This is a genomic window from Cryobacterium algoricola, assembly GCF_004402485.1.
GTDB classification, from domain to species: domain Bacteria; phylum Actinomycetota; class Actinomycetes; order Actinomycetales; family Microbacteriaceae; genus Cryobacterium; species Cryobacterium algoricola.
Map to the genome: position 1 here is coordinate 111,341 of NZ_SOFG01000018.1, position 15,663 is coordinate 127,003.

The following is a 15,663-nucleotide window of genomic DNA, read 5'->3' on the forward strand; positions in this document are numbered from 1 at the left end:
GGGCTAGGGCTGCGCGGCGCGCCAGGCGTCGACGTCGACGTACAGCGCGGCCTTCTCGGCCGGTTCGAGGAACGAGGCTTCGATCCCGTTCCGGGCGAGCAGGGCGAGCCGGTCCGGTCCGAGGTCGAACTCGGCGTCGAGCGCCGCGAGGTTGTCGTCGATGTAGCCGCCGAAGTACGCGGGGTCGTCGGAGTTGATCGTCGCGAGCAGGCCGAGGTCGAGCATCCGCACGATCGGGTGGTCGGCGAGCGTGTCGATCGCACGCAGTCGCACGTTCGAGAACGGGCAGACCGTGAGCGGCACCCGCTCGCGCACGAGGCGTTCGACGAGCGCGGCATCCTCGAGGCTGCGGATGCCGTGGTCGATCCGCTCGACACCGAGCCGGTCCAGCGCGCTCCAGACGTACTCGGGCGGGCCCTCCTCTCCGGCGTGCGCGACCCGGCGCAGCCCGTTCGCCGCGGCGAGCGCGAAGACCTCCTCGAACAGTTCCGGCGGGTAGCCGACCTCCGCGGAGTCGAGCCCGACGCCGTCGATCGTGTGGCCGCTCGCGAGGATCTCGCCGAGGAGCTGCAGCGCCTCCTCCGCCGGGCGGTCGCGCAGGAACGTCACGATCAGCTTCGTCGAGATGCCGAAGTCTGCGACCGAGGTGCCGAGGGCATCCGCCACCCCGCCGAGCGCGGTCAGCAACGGGATGCCGCGGCTCGTGTGCGCCTGCGGGTCGAAGAAGATCTCGGCGTGCCGCACGCCCGCGTCAGCGGCGCGGGCCAGGTAGGCGCGGGTCAGGTCCGTGAAATCGGCGGCTTGGCGCAGCACGTCGAGGTTGTGGTAGTACAGATTGAGGAAGGATTGCAGATCGGTGAACTCGTATTGCGCACGCAACTCCGCCAGCGTGGCCCACGGCACGGCGACGCCGTTGCGTTCGGCCAGCTCGAAGATGAGCTCCGGTTCGAGGGTGCCCTCGATGTGCAGGTGGAGTTCGACCAGGGGGAGTTTCATTGCCCCATTCTCGCAAGCCCGGTCGGCTCCGAATCACCAGGTTTTCTCCGGGAGTGCGGCAAAGCCGACAAATCCGCGGGTTTTGCCGTCAATCCCCGCAAAACCCGGGGAGCCTGCCGCAGAACGGCGTTTTCCGGACTTAGGGTATCGGTGTGTGGCGCCTCGATAGAAAACAAGATGACGACGACATCCTGTCGGAAAACCCGGATGCTCCGTCAGGTGAGCCGCGGAACGCGGTCTCCCCGCAGACCGTGAGCCTCGGGGATCCCTCGGTCGTCGCGGGAAACATCGCCGAGCCGGTCTGGAACCGGTGGCGCAGCGAACTCGCCGAGATCGGCGGGCGCTCCCCGCTGCTGCACTTCGCCGACGAGCCGCGCACCCGCATCGAACTGAGCCAGGCCCACCCCGGAGGGCTCCCGCAGTTCATCATCGGTAAGTCCACCCTGCTCTCCAACCTCATCCGCGACGAGCTCGCGCTGCGCAACGCCCGCCTCGCGGCCGGCGAGATCACCCAGAAGGGCATCGAACTGCGCTCCATGCGCGGCATCGAATCGGTGCACCTCGGCATCGGCCTCGCCGAATGGCGTTTCGGCGACGTCGATTTCCTCGGCCCCGTCCTGCTCCGCCCGCTCGCGATCCGCCGTTACGGCCGTGACTTCGAGCTCAAGCTCAAGGGTCAGCCGTTCCTGAACCCCGAACTCGGCCGTGCCCTGCACGAACAGTTCCAGATCACCCTCGACGCCGACGCCTTCGTCGCGCTCGCCGTGACCAACGGCGCCTTCAAGCCGCAGCCCGTCATCGACCGGCTCCGCGGCCTCACCTCGCACCTGCCCTGGTTCAACGTCACCCCGCGCCTCGTCGCCTCCTCCTTCGCCGACGTCGGCCGGGCCATGAAAGCGGATGCCGCGCACCTCGAGCATCCGCTGCTCGACGCGATCGCGGGGAACCCCAGCGCCCGCCAGGCCATCGAGGGCGCGTACAACCCCGTCGTCCCGATCGGGCAGGACTCCCGACCGCCCGCGACCGACGTGCTGCTGCTCGACGCGGACCCCGAACAGGAGAACGTCGTCGCGCAGATCGCGGCAGGTAACTCCCTCGTCGTCAAGACCCTGCCCGGCACCGGCGGCACCCAGACGATCGTCAACGCGATCGGTTCCCTGATCTCCCAGCACAAGCGCGTGCTCGTCGTGAGCGCCCGCCGCTCGAGCCTCGACGGCATCAACCAGCGCCTCACTCAGGTCGGCCTCCCCGGCGTCGCCGTCACCCCGCGGCTGCTGCGCCGCGACCTGATCGCCTCGATCACCCGCAACGAGAAGGCCGTCCAGCCGATGGTCGGTGACGTCGACGACGCCCTCGTGCGCCTCCGCAAGGTGTTGCTCGACTACCGCGGCGCCCTCACCCGGCGCGACCCGGCCCTCGGCGTCTCCGTGCTCGACGCCCTCGGCGAACTCGCGAGACTCGCCCAGTTGTCCTCCCCGCCCTCGACGACCGCCCGGCTCGAACGGCATGCGCTCGAACGCCTCGCCCAGAACCGGGCGACCGCGGCGCAGACGCTGATCAAGGCGGCCGCGCTCGGCCAGTTCCGCTACGGGCCAGGCGACTCGCCCTGGTACGGGGCGTCCTTCGCTGTGCCGGCCGAGGCATCCGCTGCGCATCAGCTCGCCAAGCGGGTCAACCAGGTCGAGCTGCCTCGCCTGCTCGAGCGTGCCGCCGGCCTCGTCGGCCAGACCCGGCTGCGGCCCTTCGAGACCATCGCAGAGCTCGGCGTCTACCTGCGGCTGCTGCTCGACATCCGCGACACCCTCGACAAGTTCCAGCCCGCCGTTTTCGATCGCTCGCTCACCGAACTGATTTCGGCGACGTCCGCCCGCCGCGACTCGCCGGACATGACCGGGACCAGCCGCCGTCGCCTGCGCCGCCTCGCCGAGGAATACCTGCGGCCGGGCGTGCACGTCACTGACCTGAACGACAGCCTCCGGCGGATCCAGCAGCAGCGCACCCTGTGGCAGCGCTACGTCGTCGCGGGCGTGATGCCCGAGGTGCCGGTCGGGATCTCCGATGTGCACGTCGCGTACCAGCGCGTCTCCGAGGACCTCGCGGCCCTCGACATCCCGCTGCGCAACACCGGAACCAACCGTCAGCTCGCCATGCGGCCCGTCAAGGAGCTCATCTACACGATCTCCGGCCTCGCCGCCGAGAGCGAGGTGCTCGCAAACCTGCACGAGCGCACCGCGCTGCTCGCGACGCTGCGCGAACACAACCTCGACCCGCTGATGACCGACCTCGCCAAGCGGCACGTCTCCGAGGAGAACGTCGCCAACGAGCTCGAGCTCGCCTGGTGGCAGTCCGTGCTCGAGTCCATGCTCGGCGCGGACAAGGCGCTCCTCAACGCGAACACCCAGGTGCTCGACCGGCTCGAGGCCGACTTCCGTCTCGTCGACGAGGCACACGCATCCACGACCGGGCAGCGCCTCGGCTGGCTCCTCGCCGAAACCTGGAAGATCGGCATCGTCGACTGGCCGGAGGAGGCCGACCGCCTCCGCCGCCTGCTGCGCGCAGACCGCGCGACCCCGAGCCGACTGAACAAGGCGGCCCCGCACCTCGGCCGCGTGCTCGCACCGGTCTGGCTCGCCTCGCCGTACGAGGTCTCCAAGCTCGACGACCAGCACTTCGACGCCGTGCTCCTCGTCGACGCCGGCGCGACGACCCTCGCCGAGAACGTCGGCGCGATCCGCCGCGGCAAGCAGATCGTGGCCTTCGGCGACCCCGTCACCCAGACGCCGTCCCCGTTCGAGACCGGCATCACGGATGCCGGCGGCGGCACGAACGCGAACGCGCGCGTCAGTCGCGTCAGCCTCGCCGACCGGGCCGAGCGCGAGACGAATGTCGACGCCCTGCACGCGGACTCCGCCCTCGCGCGCCTCGGCGAACTGCTGCCCACCCTCACCTTGACCCGCAGCTACCGGGCCGGCGGCGAGGACCTCACCGAACTCGTCAACCACCGCTTCTACGGCGGCCGCATCGACTCGCTCCCGTGGGCGGGCAGCTACCTCGGCCACGGCAGCCTCACCCTGAACTACGTCGCGGGCGGCCACGGCATGCCCGATGCCGACAGCGGAGCCGTCGAGAGTGTCGACGCCGAGGTGTCCAAGGTCGTCGACCTCGTGATGGACCACGCCGTCAAGCGCCCGCGCGAGTCTCTCATGGTGATCACCGCGAGCGCCCGCCACGCCGTGCGCGTGCATCAGGCCGTGCTGTCCGCGTTCTCGAAGCGCACCGACCTGGCCGACTTCATCCTCAAGGACCGGGCCGAACCGTTCACCGTGCTCACCCTCGAGCAGGCCGTCGCGCAGAGCCGCGACCGGGTGATCTTCTCGATCGGCTACGGACGCACCCCGCACGGGCGCCTGCTGACCAACTTCGGCTCGCTCGGCGAACCCGGCGGCGACCGCCTGCTCGCGATCGGCATGACCCGCGCCCGCCGCGCCATGGACATCGTCTCCTGCTTCCGCCCCGCCGACATCGACGAGGACCGCCAGCGCCACGGCATCCTCGCCCTCGCCCAGGTGCTCACCGAGACCGAGGCCAGGCATAACGAGGCCCAGGTTCCCGATGCCACCGAGCCGATGCTCGTCGACCTCGCCCAGCGCCTCGAACGCCTCGGTCTCACCGTGACGCTCGGCCACCGCGGCAAGCTCGCCCTCGCCGGTTCGCACGCCGGTCGCGCCGTCGTCGTTGAAACGGATGCCGTCGTCGACCGGGCGAGTCTGCGCGAGTCCCTGAGGCTCCGGCCCGAGGTGCTGCGACGACTCGGCTGGCACTACCTGCGGGTGCACTCCTTTGAACTCTTCAGCAACCCGGACGCCGTCGCCACCCGCGTCGCCGGCCTCGTCGGCGTCACGGGCACGACCCCGCCGGCTGCGCAGCACCCGCTCGCGTGAGTGTGTCGTGAGAGACACGGACGACTGGCTCGAGACTCCGCAGAGCGCCGCGGACCGGTCCCACGGACTCGACCCTGCAGATCCCGAGGCCGCGCCGCGCCAGTCGGTCGTGAAGGCCCGCGGCGGAGCCCGCCGGGCGCGCCTGACGCCTGCGCCGGACACCGATCCGAATCCGCATCCGCCGGTCCTGCGCGAAGAGGGCGGCGTCGCACCGCACGTTGCCGGAACCGAGCCGTCACGGAGCGCGAACGAGGCCCAGCTGCGTCAGGACCGCCCGCCGCACTGGTGACCCGCGCCCGGCATCCGCCGTCGCGTGCGTGCGTGCCGGCACGGCCGGAGAGCTACCTCGGGGACTGACCGGAGCCGGGCTTGGCGGCGTCCGCGGCGAGGAGGTCACGGATCTGGGTGAGCAGGTCGAGCTCGGTCGCGGGAATGGTGGCGTCCTTCGGCGGCAGACCGGCCGCACGGCGGCGCTCCTGCGCCTCCTTGAGTTTGTTGAGCGGCATCACGAACACGAAGTACACGACGGCGGCGACGAGGAGGAAATTGATGATCGCCGCGAGCACGAGGCCGAAGGACAGTTTCGCATCCCCCGGCAGGGTGACGACCATGGAATTGGCGAGGCTGTCGGACTTGAAGATCGCCGCGATCAGCGGGTTGAAGATGCCGGTGACGATGGCGTTGACGACGGCCGTGAACGCCGCGCCGATGACGACCGCGACCGCGAGTTCGATCACGTTGCCGCGCATGATGAATTCCTTGAAGCCCTGGATCATGGGGATTCTCCTAAGATTTCGCGGGCGATGCCGCGCTCGTGGTTGACGGGGTGCTTGATGACGAAGGTGAGGATGACGACGACGAGCCGGCGGATGCCCCGCCCGACTTCTCGGAGGACCCGGACGGCTTCTTCTCCGCCTTCTCGGCCTTCTTGGGCTTGTCCGAACCCGTGTCGCCGTGTGAGGCGGTGTCCGCGTGCGACTTCGCGTGCTTCTTCGGGTGTGCCTGCAGGGCCGCCTTCGCGTCCGAGCGGGAGTCGTTCTGGTAGAAGCCCGATCCGGTGAAGCTCACGCCGATTGAGGAGAACACCTTGCGCAGCTTGCCGCCGCACTTCGGGCAGACGGTCAGCGTGTCGTCGGTGAAGGCTTGCTGGATGTCGAACGCGGTGTCGCACTCGGTGCAACGGTAGGAATAGGTAGGCACTGAAACTCCGGCTGTGGGAACCCGGCGCGCGCCGGGATCCCCGATTGAAATAGGTGAAATTGAGGGTGGATGGATTAGAAGGTGATGATGCGCGTGGGCGTGACCAGGCCGTCGACGGGCTGGTCGTGCACTTCACGCGGAACGGAGTCGACGTACTCGTTGTCGAAGACTACGGCGTAGACCGGGGGGCATTTCTCCATCGACCCGAGCGTCTTGTCGTAGTAGCCGCGACCCCAGCCCATGCGCAGCCCGGTCGCGTCGACGGCGGCGGCGGGGACGATGATCAGGTCGACGTCGTTGATCGCGATCGGCCCGAGCAGACTGCCCGCGGGCTCCGGCATCCCGGAGACTCCGGGGAACTCCGTCTGGTCCTCGCCGACGGTCCAGTCGAGCAGGCCGTCGTCACGGGAGACCGGGAAGAGCACCCGGATGCCCTGGGCCTCGGCCCAGTTCACGAACGGCCGGGTATTGGGTTCGTTCCTGGCCGAGAGGTAGCACGAGATGGAGCGCGCACTGAGGTCGAGCACGATGCTCTGCAGGTTCGCGGTGAAGCCCGCGGTGGCGGCATCCGTCTCGACAGAAGTCATGTTCTGCCGACGCTCACGCAGTTCGGCGCGGAGCGCCCGCTTTCGGTGAACGATCTCGGAGTCCATATAAGTCATCCTAGATGCCGATAACGTAGGGGCCATGGGTACTCGCATCACGAAAGCCGTCATTCCCGTCGCTGGTCTGGGAACTCGCTTCCTTCCGGCCACGAAAGCAATGCCGAAGGAAATGCTCCCCGTCGTCGACAAACCGGCGATCCAGTACGTCGTCGAAGAGGCCGTCGCCGCCGGGCTAAACGACGTTCTGATGATCACCGGGCGCAACAAGAACGCACTGGAGAACCACTTCGACCGGATGACCGAGCTCGAGGACGTGCTGATCCAGAAGGGCGACAAGGACCGCCTCGCCAAGGTGCAGTTCGCGACCGACCTCGCCGACATCCACTACGTGCGCCAGGGGGACCCGCTCGGCCTCGGCCACGCCGTGCTCCGCGCGAAGATGCACGTCGGCAACGAGGCCTTCGCCGTGCTCCTCGGCGACGACATCATCGACGCCCGCGACCCGCTGCTCGAGAAGATGCTCACCGAGCAGGTCGAGCGCAACACGAGCGTCATCGCGCTCATGGAGGTGGAGCCCTCGCAGATCCACCTCTACGGCTGCGCCGCCGTCGAACCGACCGATGACCCCGACGTTGTGCGCATCACCGGCCTGGTCGAGAAGCCCGCAGAAGCGGATGCCCCGTCGAACCTCGCCATCATCGGCCGGTATGTGCTGCGTCCCTCGGTCTTCGGCGTGCTCGAGCACACCGAGCCGGGCAAGGGCAACGAGATCCAGCTGACCGACGCCCTGCAGGAAATGGCCGCGAACCCCGAGAGCACGGGCGGCGTCTACGGCGTCATCTTCCGCGGCCGCCGTTATGACACCGGCGACCGGCTCGACTACATCAAGGCCATCGTGCAGCTCGCCGTCGACCGGGACGATCTCGGTCCGGACCTGCGTCCGTGGCTCAAGGGATTCGCCGCCACCCTCAGCTGATCCGGGTGACTACAGTGGGGGAACACCAGTTGAATCCGAGTAGACAGGCAGGCTGTGGCGATCGCGATTCCGACGCTTTTCGACGGTGATGTGACGTTGCGTCCCATCCGGCTGCGCGATGACAAGAACCTCGAGCGGTCCCTGATGGAGAACCGCGGCTGGTTGCGCGCCTGGGAGGCGACCAGCCCGTACGCGCCGATGTCGTTCGACACCCGGGCGAGCATCCGCAGCCTGCTCGCGCACTCGCGCACGGGGAACGGCCTGCCGTTCGTGATCGAATTCCAGGGCCAGCTGGCCGGACAGCTCAACGTCTCGTCGATCAGCTGGGGTTCGCTGTCGAGCGCGACGATCGGGTACTGGGTCGCCGAGGAGTTCGCCGGTCGTTCGATCACCCCGATCGCCGTTGCCCTCGCGACCGACTACTGTTTCGGGCAGCTCGGGCTGCACCGGATGGAGATCTGCATCCGGCCGGAGAACGGTCCCTCCCTCCGGGTCGTCGAGAAGCTCGGCTTCCGCTACGAGGGTCTGCGCCGTCGCTACATCCACATCAACGGCGACTGGCGTGACCACTTCTGCTTCGCCCTCGTGGCCGAGGAAGTGCGCCAGGGCGTGCTGCGCCGCTGGCGTGACGGGGCGGCTCCCGTCGACGCCGCGGCGGTGACCCCGGCCGACCGGGCCGCGGCCGCGCATCCGCTCGGGGTTGCCGAGTACTGAGCGCCACACGACGACTCGCGCGAAAAGAATCGCCGATTCTTCGGCGAGTCGTCGGACACACCCCGTCTAATCAGCGCCGGAACGGCCCCGGACTCATACCGTAGGGAGCATGAGTAGCGAGGTCTTGGGTGGGGGAGTCATGGTGGGGGTCGCCGCCGTGCTCTGGGTGGCCTATCTGATGCCGACCTGGACCCGACGACGTCAGTACCTCACCACGGAACGCAATGCGGTTCGGCTGCAGCAAACCATGCGCATCCTCGCGGAGACGTCCGAGATTCCGCAGGAGGTGCGTCTCGAGGCGAGCGCCCGCACCGTCGTGACGCAGCAGAAGCTGCTTGCGCAGGCCGAAGAGGACGCCCGCGTCGAAGCGAAGGCCGTGATGGCTGCCGCGACGTCCGCCCGTCGCGCGGTCGCCGCCCGGGCCGCCGCGGAACGTGCAGCAGCCCTGCGCCTCGCCGCGGAGCAGGCCGCAGCCCAGCGCGCCGCCCAGGCCACCGTCGCCGGGCACGCAGCGGCCAGGAGCCGCCGCGTGCGCCGCCTTCGTGCCATCGCGACCCTCATGCTCCTCGGCGCCCTCGTGGCGCTCACCCTCGGCCTCGTGACCCTGGTCACCGGCGGCTCGGCCGTCCTCCTCGCCGTGGGCGCCGCCTCCGGCCTCCTCGCGTTCGGCACCCTCAACCGTCTGGCCCGCACCAGTGCGCACGCCAGGGCCCGGTCCGTCGCCGCGGGGCCGGCCGTCGCCGAAGCTCGATCCCGGCCGCTCGTCGGGCAGGACTTCGAACCCGTGCAGCTCGAGGAAACCCCCGTTCCCGTGCAGACCTGGACGCCTCGGCCGCTTCCCCGGCCCCTGCACCTCGCCCCCGGCACGGTCGCCCAGGCCGCCATGGCCTCAGTGGATGCCGCCGCGCAGCTCCGCCGGGCCGCCGCGGAGGCCGAGGTGGCCCGCCGCGCCGAGCAGCTGCAGGTCGCGGTCACGCCGCTCCGGCACACCGGGACGATCTTCGCGCAGGGCAGCAACGCGGGCGGCAACCTGGGCAGCAACGTCGGAAGCAACGCGGGTACGGCGTCGGTCACGAGGACCGGGCCGGTCGCAGTCGGGGGCGCAGGCAAGGCCGCCGCGCCGGTCAGCCGGTTCGCGTCGATGGGCATCGTCGGCGAGACCGAGCCGGGCATGACCGACCTCGACGCCGTCCTCCGTCGTCGCCGCGCCGCCGGTTAGACACTCGCGGACGCGTCCGGAGTGCGCCGGGATTCCGCCGAGCGCGGGGTGTGCTCAGCACGAGGCCCAACGCGTGATATTCTTCATAAGCGGTTGGGGGCTATGGCGCAGTTGGTAGCGCGTCTCGTTCGCAATGAGAAGGTCAGGAGTTCGAATCTCCTTAGCTCCACCGGCAAGACAGCAGGACCGTGGCCCAGTGCCGCGGTCCTTCTGTCGTTAACGGGGCTCTGTCGTTAACGGGGCTCTGTCGCTAAGGGGGCCCTCGGCGACAGTCGACGGATGCCGCGGCCCGCGCCGCTCGGTGTGCGGGCCAGCGGGCGGTTGCGCTACTTCCTGGTGAGCGCGTCGGCCGGGAAGGTGGGGATGTCCCCGGGCCACGGACCGAGGATCGTTTCGAGTTCGTCGGCCCGCACGCTCACGGTCCCGGTCGCCTCATAGTTGGCCCGGGCGATGGCGGGTTCGGAGGACGCGGCCACCCCGAACGTCTCGAGGGCTGCTGCGCAGAGATCCCAGGAAAGCGGTGTGGCGTTCGCATCAAGCACGGTCACCATCACGCCGCTATTGAGCTTTGTATTGTTGACCGACCACCCGGTTCGGAGCGCCCAGCCCACGAACGCGTCTGCGTCGGCGACGGTGTAGCCGGCGGCGAGGCTCACGGTAATGCTTGCCGAAGTACTCACTGTGAACCCGCTCTTCGAGCCGCTGACCAGCACGCTCGTGTCGGCGATGCCCGGGTAGGTGAGCAGTCGCTCGCCTGTTTCGACCGCGTTCGCGCCGCGAGACGCGCTGCAGCCGGTGAGCACGAGGACCCCGGCGAGGATCAGGGCCCCCAACGCGCCCCGGCTCGCCCGAGCGCGACGAGACCGGTGTGGGGGGAGAGTAGTGGCGATCACGGAGCTTTCCTGCCGTAGTAGTCGACGACGACGGGAGTCTTCCCGTTGCCGATGAATGTGCCGATGTTGTTGGTGTGGGTCGGCTGCGCCGGGTCTGTGGCCGCCATCGCCGAATACAACAGGGCGTTGTGGGAGGCGGCCCCTCCGGTGTTGTCGTGGCGGATAGTCTCCCAGTTGGCGGTCGTGGGGTTCGGTGTCCCGTCGAAGGTCGGCACGACATCGCCGGGTGCTTCGAAGGCGAGAACGTTGACTTTCTCGGGAATCTCGGTGAAATCGCCCACCGGCGACGCGACGGTGACGACCTGCTTGATGTCGAATCGGGTGTTGGACTCGGCGAAGGAGGCGGCCGTGATGCCGCCCTGGCTGAAGCCGGCGAGCATGACCGGATATTCCCCGACACCGTAGTCGGCGTCCGGATGCGTCGCGATCTCCTTCGCGATCTCCCGGTCCAGCGCCTCGCCGACGAGGCGCTGGAGGGCGCTGTCCCCGCCCATGACGTTCAGATTCCCGAGAATGTCGTTGGGCACCGCGCCATTGGGAGCCCAAACCTGGGTGCTGGGAATGATCACCGTGAACGCCGGAGGACTGCCCTCGGTGCGGAGGACACGGATGACCGCCTCATCGTTATCACCGAGATAGTCGATCTGGGCCATGCTCTGGATGAGTCCCTGCATATCGGTCGGAACGACGTCTTCCACAGGCAGCGGGAGACTGCTGTCGGCGACGAAACGCTCGCGGCGCTTCATTTCAGACAAGTCGGTAGGGTCCAGGTCGTTGCCGTCGGCAACGACCGATTCGGTGTACAGCTCGCCGTCGTCCTCCCAGCCGAAGACGCTCGACGAACCGATCAGGCCGCCGATCATCGCGTCGAAGGATGGGCCGAGCATCCCGATGTACCCCTGCAGGCTGCCGGCCGCGCCCTCGAGAATGCGCTCCGAGGTGAGCTTCTCCGAGAAACTCGCCCCCATCAGCAGGGGAATGGAGAGCGCAGGGGACGCGAGCAACCACGGGTTCCCGATGAGGTCGCCTGCGGTGGCGGCCACGCTGTCCCAGCCGGCGCCGACCACAGCCGATGCGACGCCCGTGAGGAAGGAGGTGACGGCGAGGCGCACGGCCACATCGACTGTGGCAGCGACAACGGCAACCGAAACGACGGTCCTGGCGCCGGCCACCAGAACGGTGACTTCGCCGGACACCGACGCGACCGCCAGGTCGACGCCGGCGCGGCCGATCGCGACCACCCCGTCGACCTGGTTCGTGAACGCGGTCACCGTGCCGTCGACGGCGACTCCGAGGCCCGTCGCGGCCAGCTGCAGTGCCTGGTCCGCGCACTGGTAGGTGCTGACGATCGCGACGGCGACGACGCCGAGCGCCGTCGACACCAGGACGTTGGCGTTCAGGCGGGCAACGGCCGTGTACAGCGCGGCCTCGGCGAGGGCGCCCGTCGCCGGACTCAGGATCAGCGAGTCGAGGAGTTCCGAACGCGCCGGCATCCGAAGGACCAGCGCCGCCTCGGCGGCGGTTGTCGCCGTGTGCACGGAGACGGTCTGCACCATCCGCTCGATGTCCGCGTAGCTCGCGACCATCGACCCGACCGCGGAGGAGGTGGCGTGGCTGACCGATGCCGTGTTCCGCGCCCAGCTGTCCGCGGTCCGGTCGGCGTTCCCGGTCGCCGCCGCGAAGATACCCGAGCCGGCCCGAGCCGTCGCCGCGGCGGTCTCCGTTACGGCGGCATCGGTGGCCGCGCCGAAGGCGGAGGGGCTCTTATCCTCGGACATGGCTCGCTCCGATCGTCACGGTGCTGATCAGGTTCAGGAGCTCGGCGGTGATGTCGCGGTGACGCTGGCGCTGGATCAGGACGCGACCCGTGTCCACGAGGGCCTGGGGGGTGACGGTGCCGTCGGCATCCGCTGAGGCGGCCAGGTGCATGCTGAGCCAGTCGCCGGATGAGGACTGGAACCATTCGAGGGCGCGCACCGGAGTGCCTGGCCGGACGAACGAGTGCAGCCGGAAGCCGGCCTCCATCGTGCCGGCGAGCGACCGCAACACGGGGACGGCCGCCGCGGCGCCGAACTGCGCGGCCAGCCGGTCGACGAGGGCGTGATCCCCGCGCCGGATCGCCGCCAGGATCGACCGGGACTCGACGAGGCCGATCTCGACGCGTACCGGCGAGAACCCGGGGGCCGCGGCCGGGGAGTCCGCGAGCAGGGCGCCGAGTCTGCCGGAGACGAGAGCGACCGGGCCGAGCGTGATCGTGATCTCGCCGACCGTGGCGGTGAGTGCATCCGTGACCGGCTCGGTCCTCGAGCGGGGGAGCTCGATCGTGAACAGGGCCATCGACCGGCCCGCCAGGGCGACCAAGGTCCACGCCGTCGTCGCCGGGTTCCAGGACTGCACCTGGATCGACGAGTCCGCCACGAGAGGCATGGCGAGCGCCATGGCGAGAAGCGGATGCGGGGCGGACTCGGCGTCCACCAGATTGCGGGTGCCGAGTGCAATCCGCGCGGTGTCGCGCCGGGACTGCGAGGCGACCGACGCGTCGAGCACGCCGACGGCGAGGCTGGCGGGGAGGACCGTCTCGGGGGCGCACTCGAGGAGGACCCGGAATTCATCGAGAGTCAGGGTTACGTCGAACTGCGGCTCGTCGCTCATCCGTTCCACCCTTCGGCCTGGAAGCGGTTCTGGACGTCGAGCCAATCGCGCGAGCCCGGGAGCGGGCGACTGGGTACGGCGCCGGCGATCCGGCGGGCCGTCGTGACCGTCGACGCGGGTATGTCCTGGCCGTTGAAGCGGTGGACCAGGACCGTCATGATCCGCGCGGGCCCGGTGACGACCGAGCTCAGCACCGTCATGACGTTGTTGACGGCCCCCTCGACGACCTCGTGCACGACCTCGGTCGTGAACGTGGCGACCTCGATCGCCCGGTCGAGGACGGACGCCGCAAAGGCCTCGGCCGCCGCGATCAGGGCCTTGGCGGCGCCGACCTGGCGGGCGTGCAGGTCGAGCGCTGCCGCCGCGGCGTCGAGCGCTGCCGCGGAGCTGCCCAGATCGGCGGCCGTGAGGTCCATCTGCAGTCGAAAGGCCTCGGCTGCGCCGGAATTCCAGGACAGCGCGGTCGAGTCGGCCCTGAGGCTCGACGCCCTCGTACGCACCTCGTCGGCCAGCGCTCGCAACTGGGTGGCATCAGCGCCGACCACGGACATGTCTCCGTACATTGGTTCGACCTTCCCCCAAGGCTCACTGAACACGGTGCTGCTGCAGCAACGCTATCAGTCCGGCGTTGTGTGGCGTGCGGTAGCGCCCACTGTCGCCGTTTCCGCCGAGGATCGCCGTCGTGGCGGCGACGCTCGATGGATGCCGCGGGGTCGGTGCGTGGCGTGGCGATCGGTGAGGGGCTAGTGCGCGGGCAGGCCGGGCTTCTGCAGCTCCTGGGTGATCCGGTTGGCCTCCTCGAGGAGGAGCCGGCCGAGCATCGGCTGCCGCTCCGGCCGGAAGCGCGGCTCGATCCCGGTCAGGGACAACGCCCAGGCCGGCCGGCCGGACCGGTCGAAGATCGCGGCGCCCATGCCCCAGCTGCCCTCGAGAATCAGCCCGGGGTTGACCGCGTATCCCGTGCTGCGGGTCTGCTCGAGGTGCGAGCGGATGCCCGCCACCGTGTGCGCCGGACCCCACGCCTCCGTGAGCGAGCCCTCGAGCAGGGCCGTCATCTCGTCCTCCGGAAGGAAGGCGAGGATCGCGAGCCCGGCGGAGGCGACGCCGAGCGGGAACCGCACGCCCTCGTGCAGCACGAACGACCGGATCGGGAAGCTACCCTCCTCGCGCAGCAGGCAGACCGTCTCCGCGCCCCGGCGGATCGAGAGGAAGGCGCTCTCGCCGGTCTCCTCGGCGAGGCGGCGCAGGCTCGGCCGCGCGAGCTCCTCGATCGGGTACCGCTCGGCGGCGACGACCCCCATCACGAAGATCTCGGGCCCGTAGTGCCAGGTGTGCCGCAGGGCATCGTGGTCGAGCAGGCCCTCCGCGGCGAGCGAGGCGAGCAGACGGTGCACGGTCGGCCGGGTGAGGCCGGAGTCCCGCGCGAGATCGGAGATGAGGGCACCGGCCGGAGCGCGGCCCACGAGCCGAAGCAGGAGGGCGATCCGGGCGGTGACCTGCGCGCCCTGCACGGTACCGCCGGGCCCGGCTGCACGATCAGTGGTCATTGTTCGGCTCCAATTGTCCATGATGTGGATAGTTGTGAGCCTACTGTTCACGGTGTGGATGCGCAACAAAGTGCCTAACGGACAGTGATTGACAGGTTCTCTGCGGCCCAGTTAGCATGGCCGACAGACAAGGCATCCACAAAGTGGACGCAGGCGATGCTCAATGAGGAGAAGACCATGTCCAAGGTACTGGCCAGCGCGGCAGACGCGCTCGGTGACGTCCTCCACGACGGGATCGTGCTCGCGGTGGGCGGTTTCGGCCTCTGCGGGATCCCCGCCGACCTGATCGACGCGGTGCGGGCATCCGGTGTGCGCGACCTCACCGTCGTCTCGAACAACATGGGCGTCGACGGCATCGGCCTCGGCCGGCTGCTCGAGACCGGGCAGGTGCGCACGGTGATCGCGTCCTACGTGGGAGAGAACCGGCTCTTCGCCGAGCAGCTCCTCGCGGGCGAGCTCGAGGTCGAATTCAGCCCGCAGGGCACCCTCGCCGAACGCCTCAGGGCCGGGGGAGCGGGGATTCCCGCGTTCTACACGAAGACCGGGGTCGGCACCCTCGTGGCCGAGGGCAAGCCGCACGCGGTGTTCGACGGCATCCGCTACGTGCAGGAACGCGGCATCGTCGCCGACGTCGCCCTCGTGCACGCCTGGCGCGCCGACACCGAGGGAAACCTCGTCTACCGGTACACCGCACGAAACTTCAACCCGCTCGTTGCGACCGCCGGTGTCGTCACGATCGCCGAGGCCGAGGAGATCGTGCCGCGCGGCGCGATCGACCCGCACGACGTCGTGACGCCCGGCGTCTACGTGCAGCGCCTCGTGCAGGCGGATGCCCGCACCAAGCCGATCGAGCAGCGCACCGTGCGGGAGCGCCCGGTCGCGGTGCCGGCCTGAGCGGCCGGCGGCACGCTCAGAACCTC

15 protein-coding genes and 1 tRNA gene are annotated in these 15,663 nt (G+C 69.5%); 7 read left to right on the forward strand and 9 right to left on the reverse strand.

Annotated elements, in window-relative coordinates; genetic code table 11:
* Positions 1–3: 3 nt before the first annotated feature.
* Positions 4–996, reverse strand: a complete 993-nt coding sequence (locus E3O44_RS14155; RefSeq protein WP_134535422.1) for an adenosine deaminase — start codon at positions 994–996, stop codon at positions 4–6.
* 152 nt (positions 997–1,148) lie between these two features.
* Between E3O44_RS14155 and E3O44_RS14160 the strand changes: the two genes are divergently transcribed.
* Positions 1,149–4,937, forward strand: coding sequence for an AAA family ATPase (locus E3O44_RS14160; protein WP_134535423.1), 3,789 nt, complete (start codon positions 1,149–1,151; stop codon positions 4,935–4,937).
* Positions 4,938–4,944: 7 nt separating this feature from the next.
* A complete protein-coding gene (locus E3O44_RS14165) occupies positions 4,945–5,226 on the forward strand; it encodes a hypothetical protein (RefSeq protein ID WP_134535424.1) in 282 nt (93 codons plus the stop codon).
* Positions 5,227–5,278: 52 nt separating this feature from the next.
* On the opposite strand, the gene mscL is transcribed toward E3O44_RS14165, so the two are convergent.
* The 3 genes from mscL to E3O44_RS14180 all read right to left on the reverse strand — a co-directional run bounded on the left by mscL (position 5,279) and on the right by E3O44_RS14180 (position 6,790).
* Entirely contained in the window at positions 5,279–5,713 is a 435-nt protein-coding gene (gene mscL, locus E3O44_RS14170) for a large conductance mechanosensitive channel protein MscL (RefSeq protein WP_134535425.1), read from the reverse strand.
* A gap of 10 nt (positions 5,714–5,723) precedes the next feature.
* Complete coding sequence (locus E3O44_RS14175; RefSeq protein ID WP_134535426.1) at positions 5,724–6,137, reverse strand: FmdB family zinc ribbon protein; 414 nt, start codon at positions 6,135–6,137, stop codon at positions 5,724–5,726.
* 74 nt (positions 6,138–6,211) lie between these two features.
* Positions 6,212–6,790, reverse strand: a complete 579-nt coding sequence (locus E3O44_RS14180; protein ID WP_134535427.1) for a 5-formyltetrahydrofolate cyclo-ligase — start codon at positions 6,788–6,790, stop codon at positions 6,212–6,214.
* Positions 6,791–6,824: 34 nt separating this feature from the next.
* Here E3O44_RS14180 and galU point away from each other — a divergent pair, with 34 nt between their 5' ends.
* From galU to E3O44_RS14200, 4 genes are all read left to right on the forward strand, one after another.
* The gene (galU, locus tag E3O44_RS14185) at positions 6,825–7,718 is read left to right on the forward strand and encodes a UTP--glucose-1-phosphate uridylyltransferase GalU (RefSeq protein ID WP_134535428.1); all 894 of its coding nucleotides are present in this window, start codon (positions 6,825–6,827) and stop codon (positions 7,716–7,718) included.
* Between the two features lie 54 nt (positions 7,719–7,772).
* Positions 7,773–8,432, forward strand: a complete 660-nt coding sequence (locus E3O44_RS14190; protein WP_134535429.1) for a GNAT family N-acetyltransferase — start codon at positions 7,773–7,775, stop codon at positions 8,430–8,432.
* A gap of 109 nt (positions 8,433–8,541) precedes the next feature.
* Entirely contained in the window at positions 8,542–9,651 is a 1,110-nt protein-coding gene (locus E3O44_RS14195; protein WP_134535430.1) for a hypothetical protein, read from the forward strand.
* A gap of 96 nt (positions 9,652–9,747) precedes the next feature.
* Positions 9,748–9,820 (forward strand) — tRNA-Ala (locus E3O44_RS14200).
* A 157-nt stretch (positions 9,821–9,977) separates the two neighbouring features.
* Here the strand turns inward: E3O44_RS14200 and E3O44_RS14205 are convergent.
* The 5 genes from E3O44_RS14205 to E3O44_RS14225 form a co-directional block, all read right to left on the reverse strand.
* Entirely contained in the window at positions 9,978–10,484 is a 507-nt protein-coding gene (locus E3O44_RS14205; RefSeq protein ID WP_134535431.1) for a hypothetical protein, read from the reverse strand.
* A gap of 56 nt (positions 10,485–10,540) precedes the next feature.
* A complete protein-coding gene (locus E3O44_RS14210; protein ID WP_134535432.1) occupies positions 10,541–12,322 on the reverse strand; it encodes an alpha/beta hydrolase in 1,782 nt (593 codons plus the stop codon).
* Positions 12,309–13,196, reverse strand: a complete 888-nt coding sequence (locus E3O44_RS14215; RefSeq protein WP_134535433.1) for a hypothetical protein — start codon at positions 13,194–13,196, stop codon at positions 12,309–12,311. The genes E3O44_RS14210 and E3O44_RS14215 overlap by 14 nt, the downstream gene beginning before the upstream one ends.
* Positions 13,193–13,747: a hypothetical protein gene (locus tag E3O44_RS14220; RefSeq protein WP_134535434.1), complete on the reverse strand. Its 555-nt coding sequence runs from the start codon at positions 13,745–13,747 to the stop codon at positions 13,193–13,195. The genes E3O44_RS14215 and E3O44_RS14220 overlap by 4 nt, the downstream gene beginning before the upstream one ends.
* 192 nt (positions 13,748–13,939) lie before the next feature.
* Complete coding sequence (locus E3O44_RS14225) at positions 13,940–14,743, reverse strand: IclR family transcriptional regulator (RefSeq protein WP_134535435.1); 804 nt, start codon at positions 14,741–14,743, stop codon at positions 13,940–13,942.
* A gap of 177 nt (positions 14,744–14,920) precedes the next feature.
* Here E3O44_RS14225 and E3O44_RS14230 point away from each other — a divergent pair, with 177 nt between their 5' ends.
* On the forward strand, positions 14,921–15,637 hold the full coding sequence (locus tag E3O44_RS14230) for a CoA transferase subunit A (protein WP_134535436.1): 717 nt from the start codon (positions 14,921–14,923) through the stop codon (positions 15,635–15,637).
* Positions 15,638–15,663 lie beyond the last annotated feature (26 nt).

What these genes read in the sequence shown, in the direction of transcription:
- E3O44_RS14155 (WP_134535422.1), bottom strand. Translation starts at nt 996, where the DNA reads ATGAAACTCCCCCTGGTCGAACTCCACCTGCACATCGAGGGCACCCTC.
- mscL (WP_134535425.1), bottom strand. Translation starts at nt 5,713, where the DNA reads ATGATCCAGGGCTTCAAGGAATTCATCATGCGCGGCAACGTGATCGAA.
- E3O44_RS14180 (WP_134535427.1), bottom strand. Translation starts at nt 6,790, where the DNA reads ATGGACTCCGAGATCGTTCACCGAAAGCGGGCGCTCCGCGCCGAACTG.
- galU (WP_134535428.1), top strand. Translation starts at nt 6,825, where the DNA reads ATGGGTACTCGCATCACGAAAGCCGTCATTCCCGTCGCTGGTCTGGGA.
- E3O44_RS14195 (WP_134535430.1), top strand. Translation starts at nt 8,542, where the DNA reads ATGAGTAGCGAGGTCTTGGGTGGGGGAGTCATGGTGGGGGTCGCCGCC.
- E3O44_RS14210 (WP_134535432.1), bottom strand. Translation starts at nt 12,322, where the DNA reads ATGTCCGAGGATAAGAGCCCCTCCGCCTTCGGCGCGGCCACCGATGCC.
- E3O44_RS14215 (WP_134535433.1), bottom strand. Translation starts at nt 13,196, where the DNA reads ATGAGCGACGAGCCGCAGTTCGACGTAACCCTGACTCTCGATGAATTC.
- E3O44_RS14220 (WP_134535434.1), bottom strand. Translation starts at nt 13,747, where the DNA reads ATGTCCGTGGTCGGCGCTGATGCCACCCAGTTGCGAGCGCTGGCCGAC.
- E3O44_RS14225 (WP_134535435.1), bottom strand. Translation starts at nt 14,743, where the DNA reads ATGACCACTGATCGTGCAGCCGGGCCCGGCGGTACCGTGCAGGGCGCG.
- E3O44_RS14230 (WP_134535436.1), top strand. Translation starts at nt 14,921, where the DNA reads ATGTCCAAGGTACTGGCCAGCGCGGCAGACGCGCTCGGTGACGTCCTC.